Genomic DNA, 24438 nt, shown 5'->3' with positions numbered 1-24438 from the left:
ACGTGCCAAAGGGCGGAAGACCGGCGGCGCTGCGGCCGGTCTCCCCCGTCCGCCTTCGGCACCTTTCCCCGCCAGCGGGGGAAAGCTCACTCCGCCCGTTCCTTGCGAGCGCAGGGACGCACTCATTGATTCGCATCCGGTCCTGACCCGGCAAGGGCTCGCTGACAGGCGTCCGAACCTTCCTCCGCGAACGCGGGGAGAAGGTGCCCGAGGGGCGGAAGGGGGCGCTTTTCGCCTAGAACCCGCAATCCAGCCCCGGGGGTGCGCGAGAAAGTGAAGCTCGGCTCGAGCATCTTGCAAGGCCTACCCCACCTCGACCACACCGGCATTGTGCAGTTGCCCGGCGCTGCGCAGGCTGCCATGCGCGATGTGGGAGCGTTGTGTCCCTCACCGCGGTTCGGAAAGTTGACGCGACCATCGTCCGATACCCGCTCGCCGACCGAGGTCCGCGATGCCGTCGCAGGGGTGCGGGGTAGTTCCGAGCGCCAAAAAAAATCCTGCCCGCGCGAGGCGGGCAGGATTTTCGATGAAGCAGAGTGCCGGTGCTTACTCGGCGCTGGCGGCCTCGGCCGGCGCAGCGGTGGAGCTCGCGCCGGCGGCCGAGCTGGCGGCGGCAGGCGCCGAAGAGCTGGCGGCCGGCGCCGGCTCCAAGGTCGGCTGCGGGATGCCGGCGGCCTGCTCCGGGGTCTGCTCGGGCACGTTGTCGCCCAGCAGCGGCAGGTAGACCTCGTACTTGGCGTACGTCGTGATGTTGCCGTCCTTGTCCTTGGCCTCCGGCTGCACCTCGATGTCGTACAGGCGGTTGGTCACTTCGTCGAACTTGTAACCGTGGGTCTGCGCGTAGGCCTTGAGCATTTCGCGGGTCTGCGGCACGCCGGCAGCGGTGCCGTTCCACACGCCCATCAGGGTGGGATTGCCATAGGCCAGGGTGGCGCGCACGTTGTTGTCGACGATCAGGCGGCCGAAGCGATCATGGTCGCCCGGCTGCGGGCCGGCCGGCTTGGCGGCCGCGGTGCTGCCGGCGCTGGCCGGTGCGCTGGAAGCCGCCTCGGCCGGCGCCTCTTCCTCGCCCAGCTTCGGCGGCTGCGGCGGGGTCAGTTCCTGGCTCTGGCCGGCGACGGTCAGGCTGGTCGCGTCGATCGGCATGCCGACGTCGAACGTGTAGTTCTGGTCACCGAAGTTGGTGGTGAAGATGACGCGCGGGCCGACCACGTTCACGCCCAGCTTCTTGGCGGCGTCCTGGATCTGCTTGACGGCAGTGGCGGTGGCATCGTCCAGCGCGGCCAGACCGCCGCTGCGCGGGATCGAGCTGGACACCAGCAGCATCGGGGTGGGCTGGGTCGGACGGATGTACGGAACCAGCGGGCCGTAGTCGATGTTCGGCACCGCAGCCAACACGTTCTGCAGGTTGCCCAGGCTCGTCTGGATCAGCGAATCCGGATCGCCGTGGATGTAGAGGTTGGAGTAGCGGTTGACCAGGTTGAAACCATAGGCCACGTCATAGGACCAGGTCACGTTGGTCAGCTGGTGACGGCTGCCCTGGCGCTCCAGGTCCAGCGTGAAGTGCTTGTCCTGGCCGCGCCAGTCGTTGTCCAGGTTCCAGATGATCTTGGCGCTGTTGACGGTGTTGTCGACCTTGTAGAACTCCGGCTCGGCACTGGCGATGGTCAGCTTGCCGTCGCCGATGCCGCTTTGCTCGCTGGTCCAGCTGATTTCCGCGCCCGGGCCGTAGGCCTTGCCGGAAAGCTTGAACTGGATCTTCGGGTCCTCCTGGCGCAGCGAGGCGTAGTCCTCGAAGCGACGGAAGTTGTTGAGGACGTCGTAGACCTGCCGCATGTCCTTGCCGAAGACCAGCGACCGCTCCACATGACCGCTGCCGGGCATGATCACGCCTACCACGACACCGACCACCGCGACGATGATCAGGGCCACAATGAATTCAAGAACACGCATCATTACCTGGGTTCTCCGAGCGTTTTCCGCGCAGCACTAAAGGTTCCCGTCGGATTCCGCACCACAGGGGGGACCCCGGAGGAAGGCACGGCGAGGGTCGGCGAAATACCGAAGCTTGGGATGGTACTTGCTCGCGGGCTGGAACGCCATCAGGCGGACCAGGGCCTGTCTGGGTGCCGTGAAAAAGGCTTTGAAAGCGGCTGCCGGCGGCTCGGCTCAGCCTTTTGCCCGGCCTCCCCAGCCGTTGCAGGAGCCCACTTCCGGGTGATGCTTCAAGCTAGAAACGCTGTGGCGAAAAGCATCGCCTACGCGTGGTCCTACGCAAGCCGGCAGGCATCTGCGCCGGTGGCGGGATCAGACGATCCCCAGCTCCAGCGCCTTGAGCACCGCCCGGGTCCGGTCGCGCACGCCGAGCTTGGAAAGGATGTTGGACACGTGGTTCTTCACCGTGCCCTCGGCCACCTTCAGCGAGTTGGCGATCTCCTTGTTGGAGTAGCCGCCCGAAAGCAGCCGCAGGATCTCCGTCTCACGCTCGGTGAGCGGATCGGGCTGTTCCAGGCTGGTGAACTGGTTCTGCATGCGCCCCACGCCGGCCAGCAGGCGCTGGGTGACCATCGGCGCCACCAGCGAGCCGCCGGCCGCGACCGTGCGTACGGCTTCGACCAGTTGCTCCAGCGAGACGTCCTTGAGCAGGTAACCGCGCGCGCCGGCCTTGAGGCCCTGCAGCACCAGCTGATCGTCATCGAACGTGGTGAGGATGATGGTCGGCGGCAGTTCGCCGCGCGCCGACAGCGCCTGCAGCACCTCCAGCCCACTCATGTTGGGCATGCGCAGGTCCAGCAGCACCACGTCGGGCTTGATGCGCGGAATGTCGGCCACGGCCTGCGCGCCATCGGCGCATTCGGCGACCACGCGGATGTCTTCGGCCAGATCCAGCAGCGAGCGGACACCCTGGCGCACCAGGTTCTGGTCATCGACGAGACAGACGGAAATCATCGCGGTTCCTCAAGATGGCGGTGATGGCTGCAAGTACGCGGCACCGGGCGCTGCCCACCATTCTGGCATGGGACGCAGCGAGCTGGCGTCACGACATGCTCAGCGCCGGCGGTTCCAGCCGGGAAGGCGAATGGGCCAGCTCCAGCGCCTCGCCCAGCGGCAGGCGCACCGTCAGCGCAAATCCCTCGCTAACGGCGGTATCGACCGCCACGCTGCCGCCGAATTCGGCCAGCCGCTCACGCATGCCGGACAGGCCGTTGCCGGGTTTGAAGTGTGCTGCGCCGCGGCCATCGTCGCGCGCGTGCAGGCCGATCTGGTTGGCGTCGGCGTAGGCGAAGGTCAGCCAAAGCTGGCGTGCACCGGCATGCTTGGCGCAGTTGGTGATGATCTCCTGCGCGCAACGCAGCAGCACCTGCGCGCGGCGCGGATCTTCGACGGCGAAGCGCGGCGGCATGTCCACGCGCACGGTCAGGCCCGGCACGCCCTCGGTCAGGCTGCGCAGCGCCTGGGTCAGGTCGATGGCGTCGTCCTGGCGCAGTTCGCTGACCGCCTCGCGCACATCCGAAAGCAGGTGCCGCGCGGTGGCCTGCGCCTTGCGCACGTGCTCGCCTGCGCTGTCGTTGGCCAGGTGGCTGGCCACTTCGAGATTCAGGCTGAGCGCGGTCAGATGATGGCCGATCAGGTCGTGCAGCTCGCGTGCGATGCGCATGCGCTCGGCGATGCGGGTCGATTCGGCCAGCAGCGCGCGGGTTGCGCGCAGTTCGGAATTGAGCCGGCGCTGGGCCTCGCGCGCCTCGGTCTGCTGACTGGCGACCATCGAGGTGAAGAACGCCAGCGCCGAGATGCCCAGATACATGCACACCTGCAGGAACGCGGTGACGATGGTCCAGCCCATGTAGCTGGCGATGATCGGAATCAGCATCAGGTTCTGCGCCAGCATCCATACCAGCCCCGCGACCACCGGCAACTGCCAGGGCAGGACGACGGCGATCACCAGCATCAGCATCGCCGACAGGCCGCTCTGGCTGAACCAGCCCATCGCCACCGCCGAGCCGGTCAGCACGACCAGCCCCAGCAGCTTGAGCACCTGCGCGCGGCCGCTCTGGCGACTCATGCCCGAGCGACCGGTCAGCAACAGATACGTCAGCCCGAACACCAGATAGGAAAGAATCCAGCCGGAGATGTTCGGATTGCTCCACCACGCATTCACCTGCGCCAGGCTCCAGCTGCCCGGCAGCAGCGGCAGCGCCACGCAGAGGTAGGTGAACAGTCCGGTCAGGCGCAGCAGCCGGATATGGTTGAAGTTGGTCCAGGACATACCCGGCATCATAGGCCCACGCCGGCCCCGCGCAATGCGCGGAAAGTCACCCCGCCATCGGTCACGCAGGCTCGCGTTTTACAAAGGTTTTACAGCTCGACGCAGGGTGTGCGTGCCGCCCCCGCATGCCATAATGCGCACTTGCGGGACGCCTGCGGCGACCCACCGATTGACTGCTTATCTGCGGAGCAACGAATGGCCTTAGCCATCCGCGACGTGCGCGAGCACGACCTGGATGCCGTGTTGGCGCTCAACAACGCCGCCGGCCGCTCCATCCTCGCCCTGGACGCCGCGCAGCTGCGCTACTTCTACGAGCGCGCCGAATACTTCCGGGTTGCCGAGATCGACGGCCAGCTGGCCGGCTTCCTGATGGCTCTGCGCGACGGCGGCAACTACGACAGCCCGAACTACCGCTGGTTTTCCGACCATTACGAGTCGTTCGTCTACATCGACCGCATCGTGATCGGCAACGCGTTCCGCCGCCACGGCCTGGGCCGCATCCTGTATTGCGACGTCACCAGCTATGCCGAGGTGCGCGTGCCGCTGCTCACCTGCGAGGTGTTCCTGGAGCCGCGCGACGACGTGGTCGTGCTGTTCCACGGCACTTACGGCTTCCAGGAAGTCGGCCAGCAGCGCATGGGCGATTCCGGCCCGCAGGTGAGCCTGCTGGCCAAGGACCTTCCCAGCTACGCGTACGTGCGCGAGACCTGGCTCGAAAACGGTGGCCTGCCGGACGAGCCCTGGCTTGCCGAGCGCGAGCTGCCGGTGCCGGCTACCTCACTCCCCACGTCCCAGCCGCGCCGCCTCGCCGGAGAGCGGCGTCCATGACCCGGAGCTTGCATCCGTATGCCAAGTGCCTCGCGTTGCGCTTGGGTGGCCGTCAGGTGGTAGTGCGTGGCGCAGCGCCTGACTGCCCGTCAGGTCAAGCCGCGCGCTGCCGCCTGGCGGCCACCCAGGCGCAACCCGGAGGGCCGGGGCTGTTTGCCCGCAGGGCCGCGTCATCACTCAGTCATGTATCGACATACATTCCTTCGTTCTTCCTTGCCCTGCGGGCAAACAGTCGCCGGCGCGAGGTACTTGGCATATGAATGCAAGCTCCAAGATGGATACCACTGAAGCTTGCGACCTGCGTTTCGGCCAGGTCGGCATCGCCTGCGTGCGCGTGCGCCGCGTGGACGCCGCCGCGCTCTGCGACGAGCTCGAGCGCCGCGTGCGTTCGGCACCGCAATTGTTCTCCCGCGCCGCGGTGGTGCTGGATCTGTCGCACCTGATGGACCTGCCCGACGACGGCACCGTCGACGCCCTGCTCGAAGCCGTGCGCAGCGCCGGCATGCTGCCGGTCGGCCTGGCCTACGGCACCAGCGCCACCGAGGCGCTGGCCCAGCGCATGGGCCTGCCGCTGATCGCCAAGTTCCGCGCCGCCTACGAGCCGGCCGATGGCGGCAGCATCGCGCCGCCCGCTCCGGCTCCGGCCGCCACGCCCGCGCCGCGCGCCGAGCCGGTGCGCGAACCGATCCACGCGGCGCCGCCGGCCGGGCCCTCGCTGGGCGCGCAGCATCACGACGGCACGGTGCGCTCCGGCCAGCAGGTCTACGCGCGCGAGCGCGACCTGGTGCTCACCGGCGCCATCGCCAACGGCGCCGAGGTGATCGCCGATGGCTCCATCCACGTCTACGGCAGCCTGCGCGGCCGTGCCATGGCCGGTGCGCAGGGCGACGAGAAGGCGCGCATCTTCGTGTCCGACTTCCGCGCCGAACTGGTGGCCATCGCCGGCCACTACCGCGTGTTTGAACAGATCCCCAAGGACCTCGAAGGCCAGGCTGTGCAATGCTGGCTCGATGGTGAAAAATTGATGATCGCCCGGCTGTGACCGGCGATCCCACCCAGGCATTTTCCGGAGAAAGCCCTTGAGCGCTGAGATTATCGTCGTCACGTCCGGCAAAGGCGGTGTCGGCAAGACCACCACGAGCGCCTCGCTGGCCACCGGGCTGGCGATGGCCGGCAAGAAGGTTGCAGTGATCGACTTCGATGTCGGCCTGCGCAACCTGGACCTGATCATGGGCTGCGAGCGGCGCGTGGTGTACGACTTCGTCAACGTCGTGCACGGCGAGGCCACGATCAAGCAGGCGCTGATCAAAGACAAGCGCCACGAGAACCTGTTCGTGCTCGCCGCCAGCCAGACCCGCGACAAGGACGCGCTGACCCAGGAAGGCGTCGAGAAGGTGCTTGACGACCTCTCCAACGACGGTTTCGACTTCGTCGTGTGCGATTCGCCCGCCGGCATCGAGAAGGGCGCGCACCTGGCCATGTATTTCGCCGACCACGCGGTGGTGGTGGTCAACCCGGAAGTGTCCTCGGTGCGCGACTCGGACCGCATCCTGGGCCTGCTCGCCAGCAAGACCCGGCGCGCCGAGCGCGGCGAATCGGGTATCACCCAGCACCTGCTGCTGACCCGCTACAACCCCGCACGCGTGGCGATCGGCGAGATGCTGAGCGTCAAGGACGTCGAGGAAATCCTCGGCATCACCGTGGTCGGCGTGATTCCCGAGTCGGAGAACGTGCTGGCCGCCTCCAACGCCGGCGTGCCGGTGATCCTGGACGAAAACTCCCACGCCGGGCAGGCTTACCGCGATACGGTGGCGCGCATCCTTGGCGAGGCCCGTCCGCTTCGCTTCACCGAAGTAGCCAAGAAGGGCTTTCTCCAGCGCGTGTTCGGAGGCTGATGTGGGTATTCTCGATTTCCTGAAGCGCAAGCCGGAACCCACCGCGACGGTCGCCAAGGAACGCCTGCGCATCATCGTGGCGCAGGAGCGCTCCACCCGCGGCGCACCGGACTACCTGCCGCTGATGCGCAACGAGCTGCTCGAGGTGATCAAGAAGTACGTCAACGTCGACCTGGACGCGATCAACATCAATGTCGAACGCGACAGTGGCCACGAGGTGCTCGAGTTGTCGGTCGCCCTGCCCGACGGCAAGGCCGCCAGCACGCCGTAAACCCGCAGGGTGGGCTTTGAGCCTACCTTGCGCCACCACAGCGGCGGGCTCGAGCCCGCCCCATGCCCATGACCGCTCCTGACGTCCTGCGCCTTGCCGACATCGGCTACGAGGCTCCCACCGCCCTGCTCGCCCGCCACGGCCTGGCGCTTCGACGCGTGCCCGCCGGCGATCCGATCCCCGGCAGTTTCTGGGGTGACGAGGAGGCCGGCATCATCGGCACCACGGTCTACGCGCGCGACGACACGCCGGTGCACTCGCTGCTGCACGAGGCCTGCCATCTGCTGGTGTTGCCAGCGGAACGGCGCAGTCAGGTGCATACCGATGCCACCGATTCGGTCGAGGAAGAAGACGCCACCTGCTACCTGCAGATCCTGCTCGCCGATACGCTGCCCGGGGTGGGTCGCGCGCGGCTGATGACCGACATGGATGCCTGGGGCTACAGCTTCCGGCTGGGCTCGACGCGGGCGTGGTTCGAGCACGATGCGGCCGAGGCGCTGGCGTTCCTGAAGAGCCGCGGGCTGGCCTGATGTCAGCTCCCTCTCCCCTCCGGGGAGAGGGTTGGGGTGAGGGGCCGGGGCTGGCGAGGAGGTTTGCCTGCGCGTTACGGAAACTTGCGTTTGCAGGTTCCCCGCAAGGCTTCCCCCATCCGCCCTTCGGGCACCTTCCCCCGCGCGCGGGGGAAGGATCGGGTGCGTGTCACTTCCGATGCCACTTGTCGTCGTCGCCCTTCTCGTACTCGTTCTTCACCGCCGACCAGGCGACCTTGAACGACACCTCTTCCTGCGATTCCTTGCCCCGTCGCTTGTCCGGATCCGCATACTCGTCCCAGGCGCTGTTGAACGCTTCCTTGAAAATGTCCTGGGCGTGCGGCGGCAGGTTGTCGCGCACGGACTCGGGCAGGTCGCGGGTGGATTTGTACGGCATGGCTCGGCCTCCTGGTTTGGGGGGACACCACCGTCCGCCTGCCAGCATCAAACGCGCGTCAACCGCGCTTGCCGGACACGTGCCGATCGCCGGCCACATACCAACGCCAGGGCTCCTCTGCCGCGCGTGTGATGCCGATCCGCGGCGATGCCGCCGGTTCGGCGGGCGGCAGCACGCCATCGTCGACAACGGCGAACCCGCCGGTTCCATCGACCAGGTCGATACCATCCCGTGCCCCGTCGATCCCCAGTGCCTGGCACAGGCGGGCCGGCCCACGGCAGAGATCGCGGTCGTGCCTGCAGTTCGGTCGCGCCGCGCGCATCGCAGCCAATCCGGTCAACGGCGCCAGCGCGCGCAGGAGCACCGCCACGCCCTCGCCCTCCTCGCCGCACACCGGGTTGCAGCACCAGTGCATGCCATAGGTGAAGTACACATAGAGCAACCCGGGCGGACCGAACATGGTGGCGTTGCGCGCGGTGCGTCCGCGCCACGAGTGCGCGGCTGGATCAATGGCGCCGCAGTAGGCCTCGGTCTCGACGATGCGCCCGCTGCGCCCGTCCGCGTTCAACAGCACCTTGTTGAGAAGCTCGGGGGCCACCGCGCGCGGATCGCGAGCAAAGAACGCACGCGGCACCACGGTGGCCGGCCGGCCGAGCAGCGAGGCGATGAAGTCGGGGGTCATGGGTGCAGCATGCTCCGCGTGGCGTCAACGTTCGACCGAGGCGGGGAAAGCGGGAGTCTTCCGCAAGGCATCCCCATCCGCCCTTCGGGCACCTTCCTCCGTCAAACGGGGGGAAGGATCAGCACGCGCAGCTCCACGCCTCCTGATGCCGCGCCACCGAGCCTTCCCCTGCGAACGCGGGGGAAGGTGCCGACAGTGGGAGTCTTCCGCAAGGCATCCCCCAACACCCTTCGGGCACCTTCCCCCGTCAAACGGGGAAGGATCAGCGCGCGCGGCTCCACGCCGTCCCTGATGCCGCGCCTCCGAGCCTTCCCCTGCGAACGCGGGGGAAGGTGCCGACAGGCGGATGGGGGCGCCTTTGGGAGCGAGGCCCGGGGTGCATTGGCCTGAAGCCCATCCCGCGCCGATCAAAGCTCGAAGCGATACGCCAGCTTCACCAGCAACTGCTCGCTGTCGCGCAGGTCGAAGCTGCGGCTGAACTGGCGGCCGGCTTCGCGGTAGAGCGGATCGAACGCGTAACCGCCGCGGCCGTACACCACGTAGAGGTCCGACAGCGGCGCAAGCTCGTAGCGGTAGCGGATCTGGAAGCCGAGGTTGCGCACGCTGAAGTCGTTCACCGGATCGTCCACGGCCACGGCACGCATGTCGCCATTGACGCGATAGGCCTGCAGCAATTGCGCGTCCAGCCCCAACGCCTGCAGCTTGACGCGCAGCTCCTGGCGGCTGCCAATGTTCCAGTTGACGCCCGCGTCCAGCATCACCTGGTGGCTGTCGAAGCTGCCGATCAGGTTGTCGTGCTGCCAGACCAGCCAGTCGGGATTGAACTGGTACGTCACGCCGGTGAAAACGCTGAAGGCGTCGTTGATGAAGTAGGTCGGCTGGAAGGTGGCCGCATAACCGATGCGGTGCAGGCCGACCCGGTCGCTGCCCATCAGCTCGACCTCCGATTCCCACGCCCAGTTGCCTTTGCGCGGGCTCTGGCGCTCCCAGTCCAGCACGGCATTGAGTGGCGTGCGCAGTGCGCCGTGCCCGCGGGTGAGTTCGTCATCGTGCGCGGGCGCATTGAGGTTGAGCTGCCAGTCCGCCTCGCCGCCGTCGCGCAGCTGGCTCTCGCGGATCACCCGGAACTGCCGCTGCAGCGATAGGCCATGATCGTTGTCCATGCCGACCACGCGCCAGTGCCACACGTGCGAGGCGTAGCGCGAGTCGGCCGGCAGGTCGGCAAAGCGACGGCGCACCTCGTAGTGCAGGTAGTTGAGGCTGTTGCGCGGCAGGTAGCCGAAGTCGTTGAGGTCGAGCTTGTCGTCGAAGTGCATGCCCAGCCACTCCTGGGTCCAGCGCTCGTTCATTTCGTACTCGACGACCGAGGTGGCACCGTAGCCGCGCGTGGTGGTGGCGTTCTGGTCGATCGCGCTGCCGACCACGTTGCTGGTGACGGTGAGTTTCGCGTTCGGCTGCCAGCGGTGGTCGATGCCCAGCACGTCGGCGTCGCGGTCGAGCCACGGACGATCCACCCGCGTTGCCTCCATGCCCAGCGTCTGCGAGCCGAAGTCGTGGATCAGGCGCAACGCGGAGAAGGTGCGCCCGGCGTCGCCGCTTTCCTGCGCGGCCATCACGCCGTAGCGGGTCGCGCCCACGCTGCCGTTGAGCTTGAGCGCGCCGGTCACGTCGCCCGAGCCGTTGCCGTCGTCCGAGGGGCCGCCCACGCGGCGGGTGTAGATCAGCTGGCTGTTGTCGATCAGCATGCTGAAGTCGAAGATGCCCTGGTTCTCGGTGAAGAACGGGCGCTTGTCGGTGAAGAAGGTTTCCTCCGCGCCGAAATTCACCACCAGGTCGTCGCTTTCCACCTGGCCGAAATCCGGGTTGATCGTCGCGGTCAGCTGGGTCTGGCCGTTGGGTTTCCAGAAGATGTCCGCGCCGCCGTCGAAGGTGTTGTCGCCGCGCACCTGGTCGCGGATGGCCACCGCGTAGGGCGTGATCGCGAACAGCGATTGCGTGTACGCCGGCAGCGTCACCGGCGTGAAGTCGGAGAGGAAGCGCGGCTTGTTGAAGCTCGCCACCGGCCAGGCGTCTCGCTCGCCGGTCGAACCGATCACGCGGTCCAGGTACAGCCCGATGGTGCGCTCGCCACCGATCGCCTTGCGCATCGGCGCGATGTACCAGGGGATCAGCATCTCCACCGACCAGCCCTGCGCATCTTCGCTGACGGCGTGCTTCCAGTTGCCGTCCCAGTCGGTGTTGAAGCGGCTCTCGTTGGTCAGCACCGCGTCGTTGAGGTCGTCGGTGAGGGTGACCATGAAGTTGTAGCCGGTGCGCCCGTCGCCGTCGAAGTCGACCATCAGATTCACGCGGTCGACCTGCGCCTGTTCGTCGCGGCGGATGCGCTGGTGGGTGCGCGGCACGTCCGGCGGCTGGATGCAGCGGAACGCCACGGCCAGGCCTTCGGGCGTGGACAACACCCAGGCCTCGGTCGGCAGGCTGCCCGGTTCGCCGTTGAGCGGCTGGGTCTTGCGGAAGTCGGTAATGCGCTTGGCGCCCTGCCATTCGAGCGGGTCAATGTGCCCGTCCACGTCGACCGCCATCGCGGGTGCGGCAAGCAGCAGGGCCAGCGGCACCAGCGCACGCAAGGCAAGGGATCGGGACGAGCGTCGGTTGGATGGGCGCATCGGCAAGGCAAACCGGGGAGATGGCGACAAGCATAGGCAGCTGCCGCCAGAGCGCCGACTGGCGAAAGTCACGCTAGCGCCCGTGTCCGCGGACACGCCCGCGGCGATCACCGCGGTTCGGCGATCTGCGCCTGCAGCGCGATATCGCGCGGCGGCGGCGGCCGCGGCTCCCGGGTGACGCGTCGATACCAGCGCCACGACAGCGCGCCGATCACGGTCAGCACGCTCGCCCCCAGCGCCAGGCGCAACAGGCTGACCGAAAGCAGCGGCGAAAGCACGCCCGCCACGGCGCCATTGAGCAACAGGCTGGCGAAGGCCTGTACCGAGGAGATGCCGCCCCGTTTGTGCGCAAAGCGATCGAGCAGCAGCAGGGTCAGCGTCGGAAACGCCAGCTGCACGCCCACGCCGTGCAGCACCAGCGGCAGCATCGACCAGGGCAGCTGCGGCTGCGGGAACGCCAGCGCGAGGACCACGTGCAGCGCACAGGCCAGCAGCATCACCGCGTAGCCGAGGTTCACGGTGAAGCCCACGCTGCGGCGGCCGGCCAGCCGCCCGGATATCCAGGCGCCGCCCACCAGTCCGACCACCACCGGGACGAACAGCCAGGGGAACCCCTGCGCCGACAGCCCCAGCAACTCGCGGATGATCCGCGGTGCCGAGGCGATGAACAGGAACAACCCGGCAAAGTTGACCGAGGAGGACACCAGCAGCGGCCAGAACGGCCGGTCGCGCCCGAACGCCACGTAGCCGGCGAGCAACGGCTTGAGCGCGAAACGGCTGCGCGCCGCCGGCGGGTGCGTTTCGTCCAGTTGCCAGAGCAGCAGCGCCGCCAGTATCAGCGTGAAACCGGTCAGCACCCAGAAGATCCCGTGCCAGCCACCGAGTCCGAGCAACTGCGCACCGACCATCGGCGCGATCACCGGCGCCACGCCGAAGATCATCATCACCTGCGACATCAGCCGCTGCGCCGCCTCGCCTTCGAGACTGTCGCGGATCACCGCGCGCCCCACCACCAGGCCGGCACCGGCGCAGGCGCCCTGGATGCCGCGGCAGACCAGCAGCATGCCGAACGAGGTCGACAAGGCAGCACCGGCCGAAGCCAGCGCGTAACCGAGCATGCCCGCCACGATCACCGGCTTGCGCCCGGCCGCATCGGAGATCGCGCCATGGAACAGGCTCATCACCGCATAGGTCAGCAGGTACACGCTGATCAACTGCTGCAGCGCGACCTCGTCGACGCTGAAGCGCACGCCGATCAGCGGAAAGGCGGGAAACACGGCATCGATCGAGAACGGGCCGATCATCGACAGCGCGGCCAGCAGCCAGGGCAGGCTGCGCCGGATGGGGGAGGAAGTGGTGGTCATCGGATGGCGCCGGGGAGCGGCGGCGAGTATGCCACGGGCCCCGTGCCGCCCCTGCAGCAGCCCACTCGTGGGCGATGCTCCCCAGTGCCGCGCGAAAAGGCATCGCCCACGAGTGGGGCTCCTGCAGAGGGCGGGAAGCGATGGCCTGGCACGCCCCCATCCGCTAGCATCCGCCGGATGGGAGATGGCATGCCTCCCGTTTCCTGCGGAACGAACCGCCCCGATCGAGGGGTTGATGATGCCTGCACACCGGACGCTCCGGGTGCGGGCGCGTGCCCGCGGCGCGGAGCTCCGGCGATTTCGACCTTTCAGGGGAGGCGCTTTCGTGGGCTACACCGGATTTCTTGCGATCGGCTTCGGCGGTGCGATCGGCTGCTGGCTGCGCTGGCTGCTCGGCAGTCTGCTCAACCATTTCTTTCCCACGCTGCCGCCCGGCACGCTGGCCGCCAACCTGCTCGGCGGCCTGCTGATGGGCGGCGCGATGGGCGTGTGGGACCACTTCCAGACCCTGCCGCCGGAACTTCGCCTGTTCGTGTTCACCGGCTTTTTGGGCGGCCTGACGACCTTCTCCACGTTCTCGGCCGAATCCTCCACCTTGCTGCTGCGCCAGCAATACCTGTGGTTCGCCGGCCACCTGCTGGTGCACCTGGTCGGATCGATCGCCCTGACCCTGCTCGGCATCGCCCTCGCGCGCGGCCTGTTGCGCGCCCTCTAGGAGGCTCACCGTGAGCGACATGACCACCGAAGGCGTGCAGCTGTGCTTCTACGTACACCTGCGCGCACGCCACGACGGCCGACTGCTGTCCGAATGGCTGCTGGAGCAGGCCCGGCGGCTGGGCATCGGCGGCGGCTCGGTCTTTCGCGCCACCGCCGGTTTCGGCCGCCATGGCGTACTGCATGAGGAAGCCTTCTTCGACCTCGCGGACAACCTGCCGGTCAAGGTCGAATTCCTGCTCGTGCCGGCGCAGGCCGATGCCCTGCTCGCGCACGTGCGCGAGGCAGGCATCCACGCGGTGTATGCAACCTCGACCATACGCTTTGGAGTTCTGGGCGCGCAGTGAGGCGTGCCGCCACATGAAGGAGCGCTGTAATGCCCTTCCGCCAGCAGTCCCTCAAGCAACGCGCCATCGACCTGCTCGCCCTGGCCGGGGTGCGTGCCGCCGACAAGCCACCCTGCGACCTGTGCGTGCATGACGATCGCCTCTACGCCCGCGTGTTCGCGCACGGCTCGCTGGGGCTGGGCGAGGCCTACATGGACGGCTGGTGGGACAGCGACGACCTGCCCGGCCTGTTCACCCGCCTGCTGCGCGCGCAGATCGACGAGGAACTGAAAACCCTCGACACGCTGATCGCCCACCTCAAAGCGCGCTTCGTGAACCTGCAACGCGGCGAACACGCCTTCGAGATCGGCAAGGCGCATTACGACCTGGGCAACGACCTGTTCCAGGCGATGCTGGGCGAACGGCTGGTGTATTCGTGCGGCTACTGGGCCGAGGCGGACAACCTGGACGACGCCCAGGTGGCCAAGCTCGACCTGATCTGCCGCAAGCTGCGCTTGCAGCCGGGCCAGCGCGTGCTCGACATCGGCTGCGGCTGGGGCGAGGCGCTCAAGTACGCGGCGCAGAAGTACGGCATCGAGGGCGTGGGCATCACCGTCTCGCAGGAACAGGCCGCGTACGCGCAGGCCCTGTGCGCCGGCCTGCCGGTGGAGATCCGCCTGCAGGACTACCACGAGCTGGACGAGCCGTTCGACGCGATCATGTCGATCGGCATGTTCGAGCACGTCGGTGCCCTCAACTACCGCTCCTACTTCGAGGTGGCGCGACGCTGCCTGCGCGAGGATGGGCTGTTCCTCCTGCACTGCATCGGCAGCAACGGCGCGCCCTCGCGGCCGGATCCGTGGATCGAGAAATACATCTTCCCCAACTCCATGATCCCGGCGATGAGCCAGACCGCCAGCGCACTCGAGGGCCTGTTCGTGGTCGAGGACTGGCACAACTTCGGCGCCGACTACGACAGGACGCTGACCGCGTGGCGCGCCAATTTCGACGCCGCGTGGCCGGCGCTGTCGCACCACTACGACGAGCGCTTCCGCCGCATGTGGCACTACTACCTGGCCGTCTCCGCCGCCGTGTTCCGCAGCCGGCGCGACCAGCTGTGGCAGCTCACGCTCAGCCCCCGCGGCGTGCCGGGCGGCTACCGCGTGCCGCGCTAGGCGCGTCCGCGGCACCACTCGTTTCCGCCTGCAGCCAGGCCGCCAGCGTTGCCAGTTCGTCGCGGCGCATCGGGCGCATGCACCAGGTGGCCGCGGAGCACGACGAGTTCGGTAGCGAATCCCTGGCCCGGCCGCTCGCCGCCGCGGAAGCGCAGGTCGACCGGCTGGTCGACCAGTTGCTGCACCAGACCGATGACGCGCCGGCGGCCCGCGTCGCCTGACGATCGGGCGCACCGGGCGAAGTACCGGTGCGACGTGCCGCGGGACGCCGCGCGGCGCTGAACCCCCTGCGCGAATGTGGTAAACCTCCCGGCGGGGAACCGCAGGGAAAGAGACGCGGCACGATGCAGGGAGAGGGGCCAAACCAGGTGTCATGGCAATGCGGCGAGTACACGATCGTGCCCGCCTGCCGGCGCCTGCTGCGCAACGGAGAACCGGTCGATCTGGAAGCCAAGGTATTCGACCTGATCCTGCTGCTGGTGGAGAACCGCGACCGTGCCGTCGGCAAACAGGAGGTCGTCACCGCCCTTTGGGGTCACCGCCCGATCACCGACGCGGCGCTCAGCCAGTTGCTCTACAAGGCCCGCCGCGCGCTCGACGACGATGGCGACCGGCAGGCGGTCATCCGTACCGTCTACGGCCGCGGCCTGCAATGGGTTGCCCCGGTCACTACGGGCCATGACCAGCCAGTCCACGTCGATCCCGAGCGTCCGTCGGCGCCCCTCGACGTCACGCCACGGCCGGTGCGCCGACGCAGGCTCTGGTTCGCCCTTGGCGCGCTGGTTCTGGTCGGCCTGCTGTCGATCTGGATCGTCCCGCGCAGCTTCGCTCCGCCCGCACCACCAAAGCAGCGCCTTGCGTTGCTGCCGATAGAAAACGGCACCGGCAACCACTCGCTGGACTGGACCACGCGCGGCCTGTCCGGGCTGGTCGCAAGCCTGCTGGGCACCAGCCGCGACATCGACGTGGTCGATCCGCTGGAGGCCGCGCGCGCCTGGACCTACACGCCACCGCAAGGCCGTGACCATGCCGCACACGTGCGCTACGTCACCGGTGCCGACGTACTGGTGGGCGGTCGCCTGACCCAGCTGGCCGACAAGCTTTACCAGCTCACGCTACGGATCGATACCGGTAACGGACATGCGCCCGCGACCTTCGTCCTGAGCGGCAGCGATCCGGCCGTGCTCGGCGTCAACGCGACCGCGCGCCTGCGCCGCGAGCTGAAACTCGACCCACCCGCCGCATCGCCCTTCAAGTCCACCCCCGAAGACGCCTACCTGGCCGCCACGTTCGCGCGCGGCATGGACCTGGCGATGCATGGCGACTGGCTCGACGCCAAGCCCTACTTCGTCGTGCTGGCCAGCGGGACACCGGACTTCCTGCCCGGTCGTTTCCAGCTGGCCCAGGCCCAGGCCAGCACGGACCAACCCGACGACGCCGATGCCGGTTATGCCGCCGTGCTCGCCCAGGCGCAACGCCAACACCAGCCCGCAATGGCTGCGCGTGTCCTGATCGCACAGGTCAATCAGGCCGACCACCGGCACCAGAACACGTTGGCGCTGAAGATCGCCGCCCGGGCCATGACCGCTGCGCGCGAGGCGGAGGACGACGAGCTGCTGGCTCGTGCGCTGCTGGCCAGCGCCAACATCCATGCGCGCCTGAAGCAGACCACGCTCGCACTGCAGGAGCACACGCAGGCACGCGCGCTCGTCGCACAAGGCGCCATCCGTGCGCTGGAGCCCCTGCTGCACAACACCATGGGCTTCATCGCAGACGCCAGCGGCGATACCGCCGCCGGGATCGCCGCGGCACGCGCGGAGCTGGCCGCCGACGAGGCGCTGGGGAGGGAGCGCTCCAGCGCCATCGCCAGCTTCAACCTCGCCTATGCGCTCTCCAATAGCGACCATCCCCTGGAGGGCGTGCCGCTACTGGCACGCACGTGGAACTGGTCAAGCCAGCACCACGACGCGCCACTGCAGGTCGCCACCGCCAACCTGCTGGTGACCGGGCTCTACGACCTTGGCGCCTACGAGGAACTGCGGCCGCTCATCGCTACCGCCACGCAACTGGCGCGAGCACAGGACAATGCCTTCATGCAGGCGCGCCTGCTCGACATGAGCGCGGGCGGCGAGTATTTCAGCGGGCATCCGGACAAGGCGCTGGCGCTCAGCCGCCAGGCCAGTGGCCTGATCGATCCCGCGCAGGGGCCCGAGGATGCACTCCAGAGCAGCATGATCGAAGCATTCGTCGCGATCGCGGTGGACCCGGCGTCGCTCGCCACCATCGAGCGCCGCGTCGAAGCGATCGCGCGACGCCTGCCCGATCCGTCCGCGGCGCAGTTCAACCGGGCCGTGGTGCAGACCCTGGCGAATGCCGCGCGCGGCGACCGCAAGGGCATGCAAGCGGCATTCGCCGCCGCCGCGCACAGCCCGGACGCCTCGCGCGACTTCCTTCATGCCCTCGCACTGCAACTGGCGTTGGCCATGCACGAGGACGCCGCGACACAGGCATGGCTGGGCGATCTCGATATCGAATCGCCCCAGACCACCGCCGATACGTTGCGCCTGTATGTCGCCTGGGCCGACCGCCGCGGCGATGCCGCCGGTGCTCGGCGTGCGCGGGCGCGGCTGGCCTCGCTTCGCGCAAGCGCCCTTGCCGCCCTGGCCAAGGTGCCCATCGACACGCCATGAGACCGCGGCGCGCGGGCAGCAACGCTTGAAGCATCGCCGGCAGGCACGGATAGTGGCTCCGGAACCGACCGGACGACTGCCATGAAACCTCGCTTCGCCAGCATGCTTGCTGCGCTCGCCTTCGGCCGCTGCCGTGCTCCGCGGCAACCTCGGCCATCCCCGCGGCGCTGGCAGGTCTGCTCTGTCGCGCTGGTGCTCGCGCTCGCCGTCGCCGCGCCGGTCCAGGCCCATCCGGCGCTCTGGGCGATCAAGGACCAGGACACCACGATCTATCTGTTCGGCACGGTGCACCTGCTGCCGCATGACGCCGATTGGCACTTTCCCGCGCTGGACAAGGCACTGGACGACAGCCAGGCGCTGTACGTGGAGATCGTCGACGACGACCAGGCCAACATGGCGGCACTGGTGATGCGCTACGGCATGGACATGGCGCACCCGCTTTCCGATCTGCTCACGCCGTTCGACCGCGGCCGGCTGGAACGCGCCGCGCGCCTGGCCGACATTCCCGGCGGCGTGGCCGCGCTGAACATGATGCGTCCCTGGCTGGCCGCGCTCACCCTCACCGTCGCACCGCTGACCAAGGCGGGGCTGGATCCCGCCGAAGGCGTCGACAAACAGCTGCGCGCGACGATGGAAAAGGCCGGCAAACCGGTGCGCGGGCTGGAGACGGCCGAACAGCAGATCCGTTTCCTGGCCGACATGCCCCAGACCATGCAGCTGGCGATGCTGCGCTCGACCCTGCGCGACACCGACCGCGCCACCGCGGACCTGGCCGCCATCATCCGGGCCTGGAAAGACGGCGACGAGGCCGCGCTCGCCCGCCTGGAAAACGACCTGATGCGTCGCGAGACGCCGGAGCTCTACCAACGCCTGCTGGTCGAGCGCAACAAGGCCTGGGCCGAGCGCATCACCGGCATGTTGCAGCAGCCCGGAACCGTGTTCATTGCCGTCGGCGCGGCCCACCTGGCCGGACCGGACAGCGTGCAGTCGCAGCTGGCCGGGGACGGCATCGAGGCACAACGGCTGTAGGAAGCGACCGCGGCCGGTAGTCGGCCACGCGACTGCCTGGCATCGCAAGTTATTGATCCGGCGGAAAAGTAAGGATTCGTAACGATCCCCTCAGAGGGTCATCAAGCCTGTGCCGGCACCGATCGGTTGCGATACGGGGCACGCCGCGATCGGCGGCGCGTCCCGCAACACAGCCAGGCCTACGGACATGACCCACCAGCACGCCCTCCATCGCGCCGCCGCATGGCGGTGCGGCCATCTGATCGTCGCCTGCCTTGCCGCCACCACCGGCCTGGCCCTGTCGCCAGCGGGGGCGGCCGGCGACATTCCGCCCTACGACATGAAGGAGAACCCGGCCACGCTGGTCTACTCCATCGACATCCGCGGGCACGCCCGCGAGGCCAACGCCAGGATGGGCACCTTCCGCGACACCACCGTGCACCGGCACCTGGACGGCACCGTGCAATTGAAGGGTACGCAGGGCACGGTGGCGGGCGTGGACAACGCCCGGCAGATGATCGAACAGACCGCCCCTGCGCGGCAGATCATGGGACCGGCGATCCAGCAGGCCATGGCCACCTGTGGCGAGGACGAGGCCTGCATGACCGCAGCGGTGATGAAGCTGTCGGCCGACATGAAGCACAACCATCCGGGCGTGCTCGAAGGTGCCACGAAAGCGAAGGACAGGCTGAGCCACCATGGCCTGGGCAACTGGACGATCGACGCGGCCGACCCGCGGTGTTCGCTGCACGCCCTCACGCAGGGAACCACCCATTTCCGCACGATCGATGCTGGCGAGGGCTACGGCGGCTACGTCGACGGCTCGCAAAAGCGCCACGGCACGGAAACCCGGGACTGCGCCAACGGCATGGCCGCGGACAGCGTGCCCCGCGCCAGCGCCGAGTGGAACGGCGATACCCGGACACTGCAACTGCAGTTGCCCGGCCTGACCGTGGACGAGCAGACCACCGATTCCGATGGCAACACGGACACGGCAAAAGTGACCATCCCCGACGTTTCCCTGGATGACCTGCGCTGGACCGGCAAGGGGCCACAGAGCGGCCAGCAGATCCGGCAGGTCGAGGCGGGCGACGTCCCCGCCACCATGACCATCCGTTGGACCTTCACGCCCGGCAAGGCCTGACCATGGGCGCGCAACTGCGAAGCGGCGGCGGGCGCGTGGTGGCGTCGCTGGCCCTGGCCTGTGCGCTGTGCGCCGGTGCTGCTGGCGCCCGCGCCGAAGCGCCGGCGCGATCGGCCCCCTACGCCCAGCGGGCGATCCATGTCGCGGCACGCCTGGGCGTCCCCGGCTATGCAGCCGCACACGGTTGGGCCCTTCAGCCCGAGGCGCCGACCCTGGTGCACGTCGGGCGGGACGTCTACGGCCGACCCCTTCAGCTGGCGCCCCGGGCCGCAACCGCCATGCGCGCCATGGTCGCTGCCGCTGCACGCGATGGGGTCGTCCTGCAGGTCATATCCGGCTTCCGCAGCTTCGAACACCAACGACGCCTGGTGCGCCGCAAGCTCGATCGCGGCCAGCCTCTCGCCTCGGTGCTGCAGGTCAATGCCCTGCCCGGTTACAGCGAACACCACAGCGGCCGTGCGCTGGACCTCACCACACCCGGCGTGCCAGCAGCCGACGCGGCGTTCGCGGGGACGCCCGCTTACGACTGGCTGGTGCGACACGCCGGCGACTACGGCTTCGCGCTGTCCTACCCGGCCGGCAATGTCCAGGGCATCGCATTCGAGCCCTGGCACTGGCGCTACGCCCCACCGGCGGCAACCACTGTACGCCGGTTGGCGCAGGCATCGTCCGCGCCACAGGAGGCCGGCAACGCTATGGCGCGACTCACCCCCGAGCGCGCCTTCGACGCAACGCTCGCCCGCGCTTCGTCACGCAACCACCCCATCGTCCAGGCCTACCCATGAAGATGCGCACCCGCCACTTGCTTCTCCCGCTGCTCGCCCCGCTCGGCGCGTTCACCATCCCGTCGCATGCGCAGGTGGCTCCGGTCAGCTGCGCGGCCAGATCCATCGCCACGATCGAGGCGCTCGCCAACCACGACCACGACGGCGCCCGCCGATACCTGGATGCCGTGCTGCAGTCGAACTCGCAGCAAATGGAGCCGATGTGGGACGCCATGATCGAGCAGAACTGGGGGCCTTACCGCTCGCACGGCGTGCCCGAGGAAATCGCCAACGGCGACCACACCACCACGGTCCGCCTGCCGCTGACGTTCGACCACGGCGCGACCACCTCGACGCTTACCTGCGATCCCAAGGCCGGTGGCGCCATCGTCGAGTTCTCGCTGCTGTAGCGACGGACCTCGGGCCTTGGCGCCAGCCTTCTCGACGTCGGTGCCGGCTGCAACGGCGGAGCCGGCTACCACTTCCAACAGGCCCGTGCTCGGCGCGGTCCGCACTGACCTACCCGCTCAGGAGAACGACCCATGCGCACCCGCGTACTTTTCGCCCTGTCCCTCGCCTGCTGCACGGCGGGCGCCAGCCACGCCTCGACGCTGGGCGACCAATGCCTCGCGCTCGCGCCGAAGTTCACCGAGGCGTTCGTGTCCGGCGACTACGCCACCGCCCACCAGCAACTGAACGGCTTTGCCAGCGCCATGTCGTCGCCCGAGTCGCTCAAGAGCGACTGGGCCGACATGAACCGCGAATTCGGCGCCTACGTCTCCCACGGCAAACCGACCGTGTTTCAGGACGACGGCAAGGACGCCTTCGTCCGCACCCCGATGACCTTCGCCCACCACGCCGTGACCGTGCAGGTCGTATGCAGCAAGGACACCCACGGCAAGATCGGCAGCCTGGCGTTCCTGTGACGTCGCACGGGCGGGACGAAGGCTCGCTCTGTCCCGCCCGCGGCCGATCTGGCACCATCGGCCGGTTATCCGTGCCAGAACGCCCCGCATGAACCTGCAAGCCAATTTCGAACAGATCCCGCTCAAGGAGTACGCCGAGCGGGCCTATCTCGACTACTCGATGTACGTGGTGCTCGACCGCGCGCTGCCGTTCGTGGGCGACGGCCTGAAGCCCGTGCAGCGGCGCATCATCTACGCGATGAGCGAGCTGGGCCTGGCGGCGACCGCCAAGCCGAAGAAGTCCGCGCGCACCATCGGCGACGTGATCGGCAAGTTCCATCCGCATGGCGACTCCTCGTGCTACGAGGCGATGGTGCTGATGGCGCAGCCGTTCTCGTACCGCTACCCGCTGGTCGATGGCCAGGGCAACTTCGGCTCGCCGGACGACCCGAAAAGCTTCGCGGCGATGCGCTACACCGAGTCGAAGCTGAGCCCGATCGCCGAGGCGCTGCTGGGCGAGCTGGCGCACGGCACGGTCGACTGGGTGCCGAATTTCGACGGCACGCTGGAGGAGCCTTCCTGGCTGCCCGCGCGCGTGCCGCACGTATTGCTCAACGGCTCGATGGGCATCGCCGTGGGCATGGCCACCGACATCCCGCCGCACAACCTGCGCGAGGTGGTGGCCGGCTGCATCCACCTGCTGGAGAACCCCGACGCCACCGTCGCCGACCTGGCGCAGCACATTCCCGCGCCGGACTATCCGACCGCGGCGGAGATCATCACCCCGCGCAAGGAACTGCTGTCGATCTACCAGACCGGCACCGGTTCGCTGCGCGCCCGCGCGGTTTACCAGGTGGAAGACGGCAACATCGTCATCACCGCGCTGCCGCACCAGGTCAGCCCCTCGAAGATCCTCGAGCAGATCGCCGCGCAGATGCGCGCCAAGAAACTGCCGATGGTGGAGGACCTGCGCGACGAGTCCGACCACGAGAACCCGATCCGCCTGGTGGTGGTGCCGCGCTCCAACCGCGTCGACTCGGCCGAGGTGATGCAGCACCTGTTCGCCACCACCGACCTGGAGAAGAGCTACCGCGTCAACCTCAACATGATCGGCCTGGACGGCCGCCCGCAGGTCAAGGACCTGAAGAAGATCCTGACCGAGTGGCTGACCTTCCGCACCGACACGGTCACCCGCCGCCTCACCCATCGCCTGGGCAAGGTCGAGCGGCGCCTGCACCTGCTCGAAGGCCTGCACATCGCCTACCTCAACCTGGACGAGGTGATCCGCATCGTGCGCTCGGAGGACGAGCCCAAGCCGGTGCTGATGAAGCGCTTCAAGCTGTCCGAGGAACAGGCCGACTACATCCTCGAGACGAAGCTGCGCCAGCTGGCGCGGCTGGAAGAGATGAAGATCGAGACCGAGCGCAATCAGCTCGAAGAGGAGCGCGCACGCATCAACGTGCTGCTGAAGTCGCCGGCCAAGCTCAAGACCCTGATCAAGGGCGAGTTGCAGGCCGACGCGGCCAAGTACGGCGACGAGCGCCGATCGCCGCTGGTCGAGCGCGAGGTCGCGCAGGCACTGGACGAGAGCGCGCTGGTCGCCAGCGAGCCGGTCACCGTGGTGCTTTCCCAGAAGGGCTGGATCCGTGCCGCCAAGGGTCACGACGTCGATCCCGAAGGCATGAATTACCGCGAAGGCGATGGCCTGCTCGCGGCGGTGAAGGCGCGCACCACCCAGCAGATCGCGGTCATCGACTCCACCGGCCGCAGCTACTCCACGCCGGCGCACACGCTGCCCTCCGCGCGCGGCAACGGCGATCCGCTCACCGGCCGCTTCAGTCCACCCTCCGGCGCCAGCTTCGACGCGCTCACCGCCGGCGACAACGACACGCGGCTGATCCTGGCCACGGATTTCGGCTACGGCTTCGTCACCCGTTTCGAGGCGCTCACCGGGCGCAACAAGGCCGGCAAGCAGATCATCAGCCTGAGCGAAGGCGCCAGAATCCTGCAGCCCCAGGCCAGTGCCGACCCGGCGCGCGACCGCATCGTGGTGGTCACCACCGAAGGCCACCTGCTGATGTTCTCGGTCGCCGAGTTGCCGGAACTGGACAAGGGCAAGGGCAACAAGCTGATCGAGGTGCCCAAGACCAAGCTCACCAGCGGCGAAGAGCGCGTGGCCGGCATTGCCGTGGTGGCCGAGGGCAAGGGCGAAGTCACGCTCTACGCCGGCCAGCGCAAACTCACGCTGCGCTGGAACGACCTGGTCGAATACGGCGGCAACCGCGCCACCCGCGGCGGCCTGCTGCCGCGTGGCCTGCGGCGCGTGGAGCGCATCGAAACCACCGGCTGACGCGATGCGCTCCCTCGCTTCTCCGGGGAGAAGGCTGGGGTGAGGGGCCACTCTTGCGGCAGCCTTCCGCCAGTGCATGAGGCCTGATCGGAACATCCCCGCGAGCCCCGGCCCCTCACCTCGGTCCTCTCCCCGCAGGGGAGAGGAAGAAGGGCTATCGAAACCACCGGCTGAGGCGATGTGCTCCCTCTCCCCTCCGGGGAGAGGGCTGGGGTGAGGGGCCACTCTTGTGGCAGGCTTCCGCCAGGGCGTGAGGCCTGACCGGACATCCCCGCGAGGCTCCGCCCGTCACCTCGGTCCTCTCCCCCGAGGGCAGAGGAAGAGGTGCTATCGAAACCACCGGCTGACGCGATGTGCTCCCTCTCCCCTCCGGGGAGAGGGCTGGGGTGAGGGGTCACTCTTGCGGCAGCCTTCCGCCAGTGCGTGAGGCCTTGACCGGACACCCCCGCGAGCCCCGGCCCC

Annotated in this window: 23 protein-coding genes and 1 riboswitch; of the genes, 16 read left to right on the top strand and 7 right to left on the bottom strand. The window is 68.3% G+C overall.

The genetic code is table 11. The features are described from left to right. Positions 1–546: 546 nt before the first annotated feature. The 3 genes from J7I44_RS00115 to J7I44_RS00105 all read right to left on the bottom strand — a co-directional run bounded on the left by J7I44_RS00115 (position 547) and on the right by J7I44_RS00105 (position 4267). Positions 547–1932 (bottom strand): SRPBCC family protein, encoded by a 1386-nt coding sequence (locus J7I44_RS00115; RefSeq protein WP_209614426.1) that lies wholly within the window; start codon positions 1930–1932, stop codon positions 547–549. Positions 1933–2307: 375 nt separating this feature from the next. Next, positions 2308–2949 carry a response regulator gene (locus J7I44_RS00110; protein ID WP_091333901.1) on the bottom strand — a complete coding sequence of 214 codons (642 nt, stop codon included), beginning with the start codon at positions 2947–2949 and terminating at the stop codon, positions 2308–2310. Positions 2950–3037: 88 nt separating this feature from the next. Then, positions 3038–4267 (bottom strand): sensor histidine kinase, encoded by a 1230-nt coding sequence (locus tag J7I44_RS00105; RefSeq protein ID WP_209614425.1) that lies wholly within the window; start codon positions 4265–4267, stop codon positions 3038–3040. Positions 4268–4462: 195 nt separating this feature from the next. Between J7I44_RS00105 and J7I44_RS00100 the strand changes: the two genes are divergently transcribed. From J7I44_RS00100 to J7I44_RS00080, 5 genes are all read left to right on the top strand, one after another. After that, positions 4463–5095: a GNAT family N-acetyltransferase gene (locus tag J7I44_RS00100; RefSeq protein WP_209614424.1), complete on the top strand. Its 633-nt coding sequence runs from the start codon at positions 4463–4465 to the stop codon at positions 5093–5095. 256 nt (positions 5096–5351) lie between these two features. Further along, positions 5352–6137 (top strand): septum site-determining protein MinC, encoded by a 786-nt coding sequence (minC, locus tag J7I44_RS00095; RefSeq protein WP_245187812.1) that lies wholly within the window; start codon positions 5352–5354, stop codon positions 6135–6137. Between the two features lie 37 nt (positions 6138–6174). Next, positions 6175–6990, top strand: a complete 816-nt coding sequence (gene minD / locus J7I44_RS00090) for a septum site-determining protein MinD (RefSeq protein ID WP_245187811.1) — start codon at positions 6175–6177, stop codon at positions 6988–6990. A gap of 1 nt (position 6991) precedes the next feature. Next, positions 6992–7261, top strand: coding sequence for a cell division topological specificity factor MinE (gene minE, locus J7I44_RS00085; RefSeq protein ID WP_209614422.1), 270 nt, complete (start codon positions 6992–6994; stop codon positions 7259–7261). A 62-nt stretch (positions 7262–7323) separates the two neighbouring features. Further along, positions 7324–7791, top strand: coding sequence for a hypothetical protein (locus J7I44_RS00080; RefSeq protein ID WP_209614421.1), 468 nt, complete (start codon positions 7324–7326; stop codon positions 7789–7791). Positions 7792–7960: 169 nt separating this feature from the next. Here J7I44_RS00080 and chaB read toward each other — a convergent pair whose 3' ends face one another. The 4 genes from chaB to J7I44_RS00060 form a co-directional block, all read right to left on the bottom strand. Beyond that, positions 7961–8188: a putative cation transport regulator ChaB gene (chaB, locus tag J7I44_RS00075; RefSeq protein ID WP_209614420.1), complete on the bottom strand. Its 228-nt coding sequence runs from the start codon at positions 8186–8188 to the stop codon at positions 7961–7963. A 58-nt stretch (positions 8189–8246) separates the two neighbouring features. After that, the gene (locus J7I44_RS00070; RefSeq protein WP_209614419.1) at positions 8247–8870 is read right to left on the bottom strand and encodes a DNA-3-methyladenine glycosylase; all 624 of its coding nucleotides are present in this window, start codon (positions 8868–8870) and stop codon (positions 8247–8249) included. 407 nt (positions 8871–9277) lie between these two features. Further along, the gene (locus J7I44_RS00065) at positions 9278–11497 is read right to left on the bottom strand and encodes a DUF5916 domain-containing protein (RefSeq protein ID WP_209614418.1); all 2220 of its coding nucleotides are present in this window, start codon (positions 11495–11497) and stop codon (positions 9278–9280) included. A gap of 146 nt (positions 11498–11643) precedes the next feature. After that, the gene (locus J7I44_RS00060) at positions 11644–12900 is read right to left on the bottom strand and encodes a multidrug effflux MFS transporter (protein ID WP_209614417.1); all 1257 of its coding nucleotides are present in this window, start codon (positions 12898–12900) and stop codon (positions 11644–11646) included. A gap of 171 nt (positions 12901–13071) precedes the next feature. Continuing rightward, a riboswitch (Fluoride riboswitch) is annotated at positions 13072–13152 on the top strand. A 73-nt stretch (positions 13153–13225) separates the two neighbouring features. Here J7I44_RS00060 and crcB point away from each other — a divergent pair. From crcB to parC, 11 genes are all read left to right on the top strand, one after another. Beyond that, a complete protein-coding gene (crcB, locus tag J7I44_RS00055) occupies positions 13226–13615 on the top strand; it encodes a fluoride efflux transporter CrcB (protein WP_342451855.1) in 390 nt (129 codons plus the stop codon). 19 nt (positions 13616–13634) lie between these two features. Further along, complete coding sequence (locus tag J7I44_RS00050; RefSeq protein ID WP_245187815.1) at positions 13635–13961, top strand: DUF190 domain-containing protein; 327 nt, start codon at positions 13635–13637, stop codon at positions 13959–13961. Between the two features lie 29 nt (positions 13962–13990). After that, positions 13991–15115 (top strand): cyclopropane fatty acyl phospholipid synthase, encoded by a 1125-nt coding sequence (gene cfa, locus J7I44_RS00045; protein WP_209614415.1) that lies wholly within the window; start codon positions 13991–13993, stop codon positions 15113–15115. A gap of 77 nt (positions 15116–15192) precedes the next feature. Continuing rightward, entirely contained in the window at positions 15193–15336 is a 144-nt protein-coding gene (locus tag J7I44_RS00040) for a hypothetical protein (protein WP_209614414.1), read from the top strand. 147 nt (positions 15337–15483) lie between these two features. Then, a complete protein-coding gene (locus J7I44_RS00035) occupies positions 15484–17805 on the top strand; it encodes a winged helix-turn-helix domain-containing protein (protein WP_209614413.1) in 2322 nt (773 codons plus the stop codon). A gap of 81 nt (positions 17806–17886) precedes the next feature. Next, a complete protein-coding gene (locus J7I44_RS00030; protein WP_209614412.1) occupies positions 17887–18834 on the top strand; it encodes a TraB/GumN family protein in 948 nt (315 codons plus the stop codon). A 187-nt stretch (positions 18835–19021) separates the two neighbouring features. After that, positions 19022–19957, top strand: a complete 936-nt coding sequence (locus J7I44_RS00025) for a hypothetical protein (protein WP_209614411.1) — start codon at positions 19022–19024, stop codon at positions 19955–19957. Positions 19958–19959: 2 nt separating this feature from the next. Next, positions 19960–20742 carry a M15 family metallopeptidase gene (locus tag J7I44_RS00020; RefSeq protein ID WP_209614410.1) on the top strand — a complete coding sequence of 261 codons (783 nt, stop codon included), beginning with the start codon at positions 19960–19962 and terminating at the stop codon, positions 20740–20742. Beyond that, a complete protein-coding gene (locus tag J7I44_RS00015; RefSeq protein ID WP_209614409.1) occupies positions 20739–21131 on the top strand; it encodes a hypothetical protein in 393 nt (130 codons plus the stop codon). Before J7I44_RS00020 ends, J7I44_RS00015 begins: the two co-directional genes overlap by 4 nt. Positions 21132–21263: 132 nt before the next feature. Continuing rightward, entirely contained in the window at positions 21264–21647 is a 384-nt protein-coding gene (locus tag J7I44_RS00010; protein WP_209614408.1) for a DUF3887 domain-containing protein, read from the top strand. An 88-nt stretch (positions 21648–21735) separates the two neighbouring features. Beyond that, a complete protein-coding gene (gene parC / locus J7I44_RS00005) occupies positions 21736–23976 on the top strand; it encodes a DNA topoisomerase IV subunit A (RefSeq protein WP_209614407.1) in 2241 nt (746 codons plus the stop codon). The last annotated feature ends 462 nt before the right edge of the window (positions 23977–24438 follow it).

This window comes from Frateuria flava (assembly GCF_017837635.1).
GTDB lineage: Bacteria > Pseudomonadota > Gammaproteobacteria > Xanthomonadales > Rhodanobacteraceae > Frateuria_A > Frateuria_A flava.
Note: the sequence above shows the minus strand (reverse complement) of the source record. Positions and strands in the feature narration are given on the sequence as shown.